Here is a 9,046-nt window from a genome sequence, read left to right as displayed (position 1 = left end):
CCCGTCCACTCCGCCACTTAATATCGACAACCTCGCTTATGCGAGGTTTTGTCAAATCTAGAATATGAAAATTCTATAGGGGTGTAGCTCCAATTGGCAGAGCAGCGGATTCCAAATCCGCGTGTTGGGAGTTCGAATCTCTCCACCCCTGCCACATATCAGGCTCTGACTTAGGTCAGAGCCTTTTTTGTATCTGGTTTCTTCTCATTATTATAGCTTATTTCGACTCTTATCCCGTAAGTATGGCTTTCTGCTGTACTTTGGCAGCATTTAATCTACTGAACGAACGAAACTACTGTTGGCTGTAATGATCAGTGGCCCGAAATTTTAATAATAAAGGGGAATCACTATTTATATTTAGTTACACTCAACCGTTCTGGATTAATGAGTAACTATGTATGGATATATCTCGTCGCCGCTTTCTTCAATCATCCTTAGCAATCTCCGCACTTACCGTTCTACCCGCATGTTCTCTATCTCGGAGTACTAATAAGGGGCAAAATATATACGATATCACTGCAGAGCCTTCTACTGCAGAATTGGTCCCAGGGTTTAACACAGACGCACTCGCGTTTAATGGTTCGATTCCAGCACCTACGATTCGCTGTCGCCAAGGTGAGAAAGTTATTATCCGATTCACCAACAAGCTTTCAGAGCCAACTACAATTCACTGGCATGGTCTGAGAATCCCTATTGAAATGGATGGTGTACCTTTCTTAAGCCATCCGCCTATCATGCCGGGTGAAACATTCGTTTATGAATTTACACCGCCAGATGCAGGCACGTTTTGGTATCACCCCCACATGAATAGCGTTAAGCAACTTGGTATGGGCTTAGTTGGGCTAATTATCGTTGAAGAGGCTGAGCCTGTTCTATTTGATGAAGAACAGGAAATAGTTCTAAAGCATTGGCATTTAGACAAACAAGGTCAGTGGAAGAACCTTATGGTACCGCGCTTGAGCGCTCGTATGGGGACTCCCGGAGAGTGGAGTAGCGTCAATGGTGTGCATGAACCTGTTTATACGCTGAAGCAGAATGCTACCACGCGATTAAGAATTGCTAATGTCGATAACACCATTACTTACCCGATCGCTATAGAAGGGGCAGAGGCTTGGGTTATTGCTATAGATGGTAATCCTGTTAAAACGCCTTATAAGCTCACTCAGCACAAAATTGGTCCAGGAATGAGGTTAGATATCGGATTGATTGCTCCGAAGGTTGGAGAACGTGTTTATGTGCGTCAAATGAAAGGACGCTTCCCATTCCCTTTGTGCGAGTTTGACGTTGTTGAGTCTGACCTGCCGAACAACCAGAAACTGCCTTTATTACCTCTCAACCCTGTGCCAGCTCTCGATTTGAAAAATGCAGAGCAAATCGATTATGTGTTTGAGTGGGAGGGCGCGATCACTCCTGCTGATAAATCGGGCAAAGCGATACCTAAATTCTGGCTGATGAACAAACGGGCTTGGGAGGGAATGAGCAAAGATAATATTCCAGCGCCCCTTTCAACATTGGAAATGGGAAAAACCTATATCTTCAACCTAAAGAACGTCACCCAATATCATCATCCTATTCACCTTCATGGACACACATTTACGGTTCTTGAGTTAGATGGAAAAAAACTCGACGAACCGTTCCATACCGATACGGTCTTGCTTGGAAAAAACGGCAGTGCGAAAGCGGCATTTGTTGCAGATAACCCTGGACGTTGGATGTACCATTGTCATGTGATCGAACACATGAAGACGGGTTTGATGGGTTACATTGAAGTAAAGTGACTCCTGTAACTTTTAAAATCTTGATAAGTTTTAAGCGCTATACTTTGCTGAATTCTAAGATTGTATAATCACTATTGCCGTAAATTTGATTACAATGTCGCCATTAACTTTTCTGGGGGAATTATGGGACAACTATCCGTTTTGGGTTTTATTGCATTGGGTGGTGCATTTGGTGCATGTTCTCGTTACTTAATTTCTGAACTTTGTGTCATTTTATTGGGGCGTGGTTTTCCATATGGTACGTTAACCGTTAACGTTGTTGGCTCATTTATGATGGGCTTATTGATAGCAGCTTTCGATAATGAACTTTTGGCAACGGAACCTTGGCGACAAGTGATTGGCTTGGGTTTTTTAGGGGCACTAACGACGTTTTCCACCTTCTCGATGGATAATGTGTTGCTTATGCAGCAGGGCGCTTTCTTTAAGATGGGGTTGAACGTATTGTTGAATGTAGTGTTAAGTATTTCAGCTGCGTGGATAGGCTTTCAATTATTGATGCGCAGCTAGCAAAGTAGTTAAAAATTGAACAGGTCGGCTTGGTTTCACCAAGCCGTTTTTATATACTGACATCACTTGTCGGAGTGCCATAAGGCTGAGACCGTTAATTCGGGATCCGTTGAACCTGATCAGATTAGAATCTGCGAAGGGAACAAGAGAAGATATTCACACCGGAGCTCTTTCTGGTTGATCTATCAAAAGTCGAATGTTGTTACAGGCAAATATCGTAAGCTTTAACTAGCCTTAATTTGACTCCTCTTGTCGCATCTATCCGCCAAGCATTTTTATCCAATTACTTTTTATCTAGTATAACAAAGCAAGGAAAAATGCTATGTCGAGTCGCAAACAAGCGAGACTGGAAGCAAAACAGTTCATTGATACACTCTCGGTACAACCGTACCCCAATTCAAGCAAAGTCTACGTAGAAGGCTCACGTCCAGATATTCGTGTGCCAATGCGTGAAATATCACTCGCTGATAGCCTTATTGGAGGCACAAAAGAAGCGCCTATTTTCGAGCCTAATGAGCCAGTACGCGTTTACGATACCTCGGGTGTATACACAGATCCAGAGCACACCATAGACCTCTATAGCGGCTTACCTAAGCTGAGAGAAGGGTGGATTGAAGAGCGTGCCGATACTGAGCTACTTGATGAAGTAAGCTCGGTGTACACCAAAGAACGCTTAGAAGACGAAACACTAGACGATCTTCGTTACGGTAATCTACCACGTATTCGACGTGCCAAAGATGGCCATTGTGTGACCCAATTGCACTATGCTCGCAAAGGTATAATCACCCCAGAAATGGAATACATCGCCCTGCGTGAAAATATGGGGCGTGCTCAATACCGCGATGAAGTGCTGAATCAACAGCATCCGGGTCAAAGCTTTGGAGCGAATCTTCCAAAAGACATTACCGCAGAGTTTGTGCGTAAAGAAGTCGCCGAAGGTCGCGCGATTATCCCTTCCAATATCAACCACCCAGAATCCGAACCAATGATCATTGGACGTAACTTTTTGGTCAAAGTGAACGCCAACATCGGTAACTCATCGGTCACTTCTTCGATTGAAGAAGAAGTAGAGAAACTAGTGTGGGCAACGCGCTGGGGTGGAGATACCGTTATGGATCTCTCTACTGGACGTAATATTCACGAAACTCGCGAGTGGATTCTACGTAACAGTCCAGTTCCGATCGGTACCGTACCAATGTATCAAGCGCTTGAGAAAGTGAATGGTGTGGCGGAAAACCTTAACTGGGAAGTGATGCGCGATACTCTGATCGAGCAAGCAGAGCAGGGCGTTGATTACTTCACCATCCATGCCGGTTTACTACTGCGCTATGTACCGATGACGGCAAAACGCGTTACTGGCATCGTCTCTCGTGGTGGTTCTATCATCGCGAAATGGTGTTTAGCGCATCACCAAGAAAGCTTCTTATATACTCACTTCCGAGAGATCTGTGAAATCTGTGCTAAGTACGATGTCGCACTATCTCTTGGTGATGGTCTGCGTCCTGGCTCGGTTGCTGATGCTAACGATGAAGCGCAATTTGCAGAGCTTCGTACCCTTGGTGAGTTAACCAAGATAGCGTGGGAATACGACGTACAGGTGATTATCGAAGGTCCTGGTCATGTTCCAATGCACATGATCAAAGAGAACATGGAAGAACAGTTAGAGCACTGCCATGAAGCTCCTTTCTATACCCTTGGCCCATTGACGACAGACGTTGCTCCAGGTTACGACCATATTACTTCAGGTATTGGCGCTGCCATGATTGGCTGGTATGGCTGTGCAATGCTTTGCTACGTCACTCCTAAAGAGCATCTTGGTTTACCAAACAAAGAAGACGTGAAAGTAGGCATGATCACTTACAAGCTTGCTGCGCACGCCGCGGATTTGGCGAAAGGACACCCTGGTGCACAAGTTCGTGATAACGCGCTTTCTAAAGCTCGCTTCGAGTTCCGCTGGGAAGACCAATTTAACTTGTCGCTCGACCCAGATACCGCGCGTGCTTTCCATGATGAAACCTTGCCTCAAGAGTCTGGAAAAGTTGCTCACTTCTGTTCGATGTGCGGACCAAAGTTCTGCTCTATGAAGATTTCGCAAGAGGTACGAGAGTACGCAAAAGATACTGAGCAAGTTGCTGCGGACCAAGCTATCTCAATCAAAATGCTGGATGATCCTCTTGAGGGGATGCGTCAGAAATCGCAAGAATTTAGAGATACAGGTTCTGAGTTATACCACCCAGCAGCACATGCCGAGGTAAGTGGCTAATGAGCAAAATCCTTATTCCGTCATCATTGATTGAACTGACAGGTTTAGTTCAGCAATGTTTGTTGTTGGCGAAAGAACAGGGTTTTAACATTGAAGACATTGAGTTGGGTGTGAGCCCAACTCAATCTATTCAGCTTGTTCGTGACCAACAGACTACGCACATAACGACAGACCTTATTGATGGTTATGACTCTGAGCATGAGAGTTCATTTGTGCTCTATTACCGCTCTGCTTTACCGATAGAAGCATGTGCTAAGCAACCGTCGAAAGCGATTTATATTGGCATTGCTGATACGCAGGTATCCGATGAAAAGGAGAAAGTGCTTCAGCTTGATATCTGGCGTCACCCAATTAACAACGAAGTGAGAGCGCTTTCCGTTAAGTCCAAATTCAACGCAATGTTCGATCCCGAACATCACCTTGCTTGGATAGTAACGCTGACAGTACTCGATTTTCCTATCGAAGATGCGTTAACACTTGCTCGAGGAATCCTAACTCAACAAGCGAATGTTTCACGTGAAACACTGTTGAATGACAACCTTGATGAGGGACGATCTACTCAGTGGGCTGACCAATTTGATGATTTCCCCACACCTGTACTGGAGGATAACCGACTCGATATTCAAGTTGGTTGGTCTGCACAAGGTGAGAGCGTTAGCTTTCCAACTCTAACTAAGCAAAGTCTAGGGCTCTATCCAGTCGTTGATGATGTTGCTTGGATTGAGCGTCTACTGCCACTAGGCATCAACACTATTCAACTGCGAATAAAGAACCCACAACAAGCCGATTTAGAACAACAGATCATTCGAGCAATTGAGCTAGGTCGTCAGTATCAAGCACAAGTGTTCATAAATGACTACTGGCAGTTGGCAATCAAGCATGGCGCTTATGGCGTTCACCTGGGACAAGAAGACATAGAAGAATCGAATTTGGCTCAGCTAACTAAAGCCGGCATTCGTCTTGGTCTTTCTACTCATGGTTATTATGAGCTACTGCGCATCGTACAAATTCATCCTAGTTACATCGCGCTAGGGCATATTTTTCCAACCACCACTAAACAGATGCCATCGAAACCACAAGGTTTGGTGCGCTTGGCTCTGTATCAAAAGCTGATTGATAGCATTCCTTATACAAACACAGAGTCGGTTTTCCGTCCTGCAAAAGACAAAGCAGGTAGTGACTATGTGCTTGGCTTTCCGACGGTCGCGATTGGTGGCATTGACCAATCTAATGCAGACCAAGTTTGGCAAACAGGTGTTTCTAGTTTGGCAGTTGTGCGAGCTATTACGTTGGCAGAATCACCTCAGTCCGTCATCGAGTTCTTCGCACAACTGATGAATGAAAGACAGCTAACGTTTACTGATCAGAGTAGTAAATTAGCGCATACCAAGAGAGGCGAGCATGCTCACGGATAAGCAGTTCCTTCGCTATCAGCGCCAAGTCGCTCTGCCTGAAATTGCCGAAGTCGGGCAAGAGCGTTTGAGCAAATCGCATGTGCTGATCATCGGTTGTGGTGGGTTAGGGAGCGCAGCGAGTTTGTACTTGGCATCAGCGGGTATTGGTAAATTGGTTGTGGTCGATGACGATGAAGTTGATAGCAGTAACCTACAACGTCAGATCATTTATCGTGAACAAGACCTCCAAGTTGCGAAAACAAAAGCGACTGTGAAGCAACTGACTGACCTTAATTCTATGGTTCAAATTCGTGCCCTCAATAAGCGATTAGACAAAGCACAGCTTCAGCTTGAGGTGATGCTAGCGGATGTGGTGCTCGACTGCACCGATAACATGCCAACGCGTCAGCTCATTAACCAAGTTTGTTTCGAGCAAAATACGCCGCTCATCTCGGCGGCGGCAATTGGTTGGCAAGGGCAATTCGCTGTCTTTGATTACCAAACACCAAGTGAACAAGAAGCGCAGAGTAAAGCGTGTTACCGCTGTTTGTATCCGTTCGACGAATTACCGCAAACGCAAAAGTGCAGTGAGAGTGGTGTCGTCGGTCCGGTGGTGGGCACACTTGGCAACTACCAAGCGATAGCGGCAATTCAAAAACTGGCGACGGGAAAGTTTCATGTCGAGACTGCCAAGTTACACCTGTTCGATGGATTGAAGCTGCAATGGCAAACCATGGCGATAAGTAAAGATAAACAGTGCCAAGTGTGTGCTCAGATTTAGTTTACGAGTAATAGGCAGAATTAAGAGAGTTGGAAGCAATGACGTTATCAGAACAACAAACAACACAAATGACCGCTGCTGACTTAGATGTGATCACTATTGTCATCAATGACCAGTCACATCAAGTTGCCAGTGAGTCAAATCTACAGCAAATCATTAGTCAATTTGCGCTGCCTGAAATGGGCTGTGTTTTTGCAATTAATAACAATGTTGTGCCGCGCAGTGAGTGGGCTAGCACAGTTCTTTCACAGGGAGATAGCATCTCTTTGTTTCAAGCGATCGCAGGGGGTTAAAGTCGATGCTTAAAATTGGTGATAAACAATTCGAATCAAGACTGTTCACGGGAACAGGGAAGTTTGCCAACAGCCGATTAATGGCAGAAGCGATTCAAGTATCGGGTTCTCAACTTGCGACCATGGCGTTGAAGCGTGTGGATGTTAACGACCAACAAGACGATATTTTGCTGCCGCTAGTACAAGCGGGCGTGAACTTATTGCCGAATACCTCAGGTGCAAAGAATGCTAAAGATGCTGTGTTTGCAGCACAATTGGCGAGAGAAGCGTTAGGTACAAACTGGCTAAAGCTTGAAATTCACCCAGACCCGAAGTACTTGATGCCCGATCCAATTGAGACACTTGCGGCCGCTGAACAACTGGTTCGTGAAGGCTTCATTGTGCTTCCTTATTGTCATGCTGACCCAGTTCTGTGTAAACGATTGGAGGAAGTGGGCTGTGCTGCGGTCATGCCATTAGGTGCACCGATCGGTTCCAACAAAGGGATAGTGTCTCACGATTTCCTAGAGATCATTATCGACCAAGCTAATGTTCCTGTGGTTGTCGATGCGGGTATCGGTGCTCCTTCACATGCCGCGCGTGCGATGGAAATGGGCGCGGATGCCGTTCTCGTTAATACCGCGATTGCAGCTTCGAGCGATCCCGTTGCGATGGCGAGGGCATTTAAGTTGGCGGTAGAGTCGGGGCGTATGGCTTATGAAGCCGGACTTGCTGGTAAGGTTTCTCATGCGGTTGCGTCGAGTCCACTGACGTCATTCCTAGATGAGCTTTAGTCCTAGATTGGTTTAGCTATTAAGCGAGGAAAACATGAGCTTCGTTGAACAATTTAAGCTGCTTAATTGGGATGACATTTCGATGTCGATCTACGCGAAAACGGCACAAGATGTCGAGCGGGCATTGAATAAACCCAAGCGTGATTTGGAAGACTTTAAAGCGCTAGTTTCACCAGCGGCTGAAGCGTACTTAGAGCAAATGGCGCAGCTGTCATACTCGGCAACTCGCAAGCGTTTTGGTAATACCATGTCGCTTTATATTCCATTGTACCTTTCTAACTTGTGCGCCAATGCTTGTACCTATTGTGGCTTCTCCATGGAGAACAGAATCAAGCGTCGTACCTTGAATCGGGACGAAGTGGCAGCAGAAGTCGAAGCCATCAAGCGCATGAAGTTTGATAGCGTATTGCTGGTGACTGGCGAGCACGAAACCAAAGTGGGTATGAAATACTTTCGCGAAATGGTGCCGATGATTAAGAAGCGCTTTAACTATTTGGCGATGGAAGTGCAGCCGCTAGATCAAGGCGAATACGCAGAGCTCAAGACATTGGGTTTAGATGCGGTGATGGTCTATCAAGAAACATATCATCCTTCGACTTACGCCGAGCACCATCTGCGTGGCAATAAGATGGATTTCGAATACCGATTGGATACACCCGATCGTCTTGCAAAAGCAGGCATCGATAAGATTGGTATTGGCGCATTGATAGGGTTGGAAGAGTGGCGTACCGACTGTTTTTATGTGGCAGCGCACTTGGACTATCTTGAGCGCACGTATTGGCAGACTCGTTACTCGATTTCTTTCCCGCGTTTGCGTCCTTGTGAGGGCGCGCTCCAACCAAAATCAGTCATGACTGATAAACAGCTTGTGCAGTTGATTTGCGCTTATCGCTTGTTGAACCCTGAGGTGGAGTTGTCATTATCGACTCGTGAATCACCGAAGTTCAGAGACAATGCATTACCGTTAGGCATCACCAGTATGTCTGCTGCATCGAAAACTCAGCCTGGTGGTTATGCGATGGATGATGTTGAACTCGAGCAGTTTGAGATCAGCGATGAACGAAGCGCGGGTTCTGTGGAAGATATGATTCGAGCCAAAGGCTTTGACCCAGTATGGCGAGATTGGCACTCGGCGTATTCTGGTTAAGTAGTAAAGAAAGCCACTGGTCATCGTTATGTTTCACGTGAAACATAGGTAAAAAAAGAGGGTTGATGCAAAACATCAACCCTCTACTTTTTTCTAGCTTCTAGCTTCTA

General features: G+C 45.8%; 8 protein-coding genes, 1 tRNA gene and 1 riboswitch. All 9 genes read left to right on the top strand.

Annotation, left to right across the window (positions count from 1 at the left end; all coding sequences use genetic code 11):
- Positions 1 to 77 precede the first annotated feature (77 nt).
- Positions 78 to 154 (top strand) — tRNA-Trp (locus tag KI742_RS22380).
- A 244-nt stretch (positions 155 to 398) separates the two neighbouring features.
- Positions 399 to 1,778 carry a multicopper oxidase family protein gene (locus KI742_RS22375; protein WP_285386142.1) on the top strand — a complete coding sequence of 460 codons (1,380 nt, stop codon included), beginning with the start codon at positions 399 to 401 and terminating at the stop codon, positions 1,776 to 1,778.
- 123 nt (positions 1,779 to 1,901) lie between these two features.
- A complete protein-coding gene (crcB, locus tag KI742_RS22370; protein ID WP_005378811.1) occupies positions 1,902 to 2,285 on the top strand; it encodes a fluoride efflux transporter CrcB in 384 nt (127 codons plus the stop codon).
- 60 nt (positions 2,286 to 2,345) lie between these two features.
- Positions 2,346 to 2,444, top strand: a riboswitch (TPP riboswitch).
- A gap of 163 nt (positions 2,445 to 2,607) precedes the next feature.
- A complete protein-coding gene (gene thiC / locus KI742_RS22365; RefSeq protein WP_285386141.1) occupies positions 2,608 to 4,548 on the top strand; it encodes a phosphomethylpyrimidine synthase ThiC in 1,941 nt (646 codons plus the stop codon).
- A complete protein-coding gene (locus KI742_RS22360) occupies positions 4,548 to 5,963 on the top strand; it encodes a thiamine phosphate synthase (RefSeq protein ID WP_285386139.1) in 1,416 nt (471 codons plus the stop codon). Before thiC ends, KI742_RS22360 begins: the two co-directional genes overlap by 1 nt.
- Positions 5,950 to 6,723 (top strand): HesA/MoeB/ThiF family protein, encoded by a 774-nt coding sequence (locus KI742_RS22355; protein WP_213875008.1) that lies wholly within the window; start codon positions 5,950 to 5,952, stop codon positions 6,721 to 6,723. Before KI742_RS22360 ends, KI742_RS22355 begins: the two co-directional genes overlap by 14 nt.
- A gap of 38 nt (positions 6,724 to 6,761) precedes the next feature.
- Positions 6,762 to 7,016 carry a sulfur carrier protein ThiS gene (gene thiS / locus KI742_RS22350; protein ID WP_005378804.1) on the top strand — a complete coding sequence of 85 codons (255 nt, stop codon included), beginning with the start codon at positions 6,762 to 6,764 and terminating at the stop codon, positions 7,014 to 7,016.
- Positions 7,017 to 7,021: 5 nt separating this feature from the next.
- Positions 7,022 to 7,789, top strand: coding sequence for a thiazole synthase (locus KI742_RS22345; RefSeq protein WP_009703039.1), 768 nt, complete (start codon positions 7,022 to 7,024; stop codon positions 7,787 to 7,789).
- A gap of 34 nt (positions 7,790 to 7,823) precedes the next feature.
- On the top strand, positions 7,824 to 8,936 hold the full coding sequence (gene thiH / locus KI742_RS22340; RefSeq protein WP_213870890.1) for a 2-iminoacetate synthase ThiH: 1,113 nt from the start codon (positions 7,824 to 7,826) through the stop codon (positions 8,934 to 8,936).
- The last annotated feature ends 110 nt before the right edge of the window (positions 8,937 to 9,046 follow it).

This window comes from Vibrio sp. D417a, assembly GCF_030248595.1.
Classification (GTDB): domain Bacteria; phylum Pseudomonadota; class Gammaproteobacteria; order Enterobacterales; family Vibrionaceae; genus Vibrio; species Vibrio alginolyticus.
The sequence above is the reverse complement of the archived record's forward strand: the minus strand, read 5'-3'. Positions and strand labels throughout refer to the sequence as shown.

Bases quoted from the DNA above. Each gene is read 5' to 3' on its own strand.
- thiS (WP_005378804.1), top strand. From the start codon at position 6,762: ATGACGTTATCAGAACAACAAACAACACAAATGACCGCTGCTGACTTA.
- KI742_RS22345 (WP_009703039.1), top strand. From the start codon at position 7,022: ATGCTTAAAATTGGTGATAAACAATTCGAATCAAGACTGTTCACGGGA.
- KI742_RS22360 (WP_285386139.1), top strand. From the start codon at position 4,548: ATGAGCAAAATCCTTATTCCGTCATCATTGATTGAACTGACAGGTTTA.
- crcB (WP_005378811.1), top strand. From the start codon at position 1,902: ATGGGACAACTATCCGTTTTGGGTTTTATTGCATTGGGTGGTGCATTT.
- KI742_RS22375 (WP_285386142.1), top strand. From the start codon at position 399: ATGGATATATCTCGTCGCCGCTTTCTTCAATCATCCTTAGCAATCTCC.
- KI742_RS22355 (WP_213875008.1), top strand. From the start codon at position 5,950: ATGCTCACGGATAAGCAGTTCCTTCGCTATCAGCGCCAAGTCGCTCTG.
- thiH (WP_213870890.1), top strand. From the start codon at position 7,824: ATGAGCTTCGTTGAACAATTTAAGCTGCTTAATTGGGATGACATTTCG.
- thiC (WP_285386141.1), top strand. From the start codon at position 2,608: ATGTCGAGTCGCAAACAAGCGAGACTGGAAGCAAAACAGTTCATTGAT.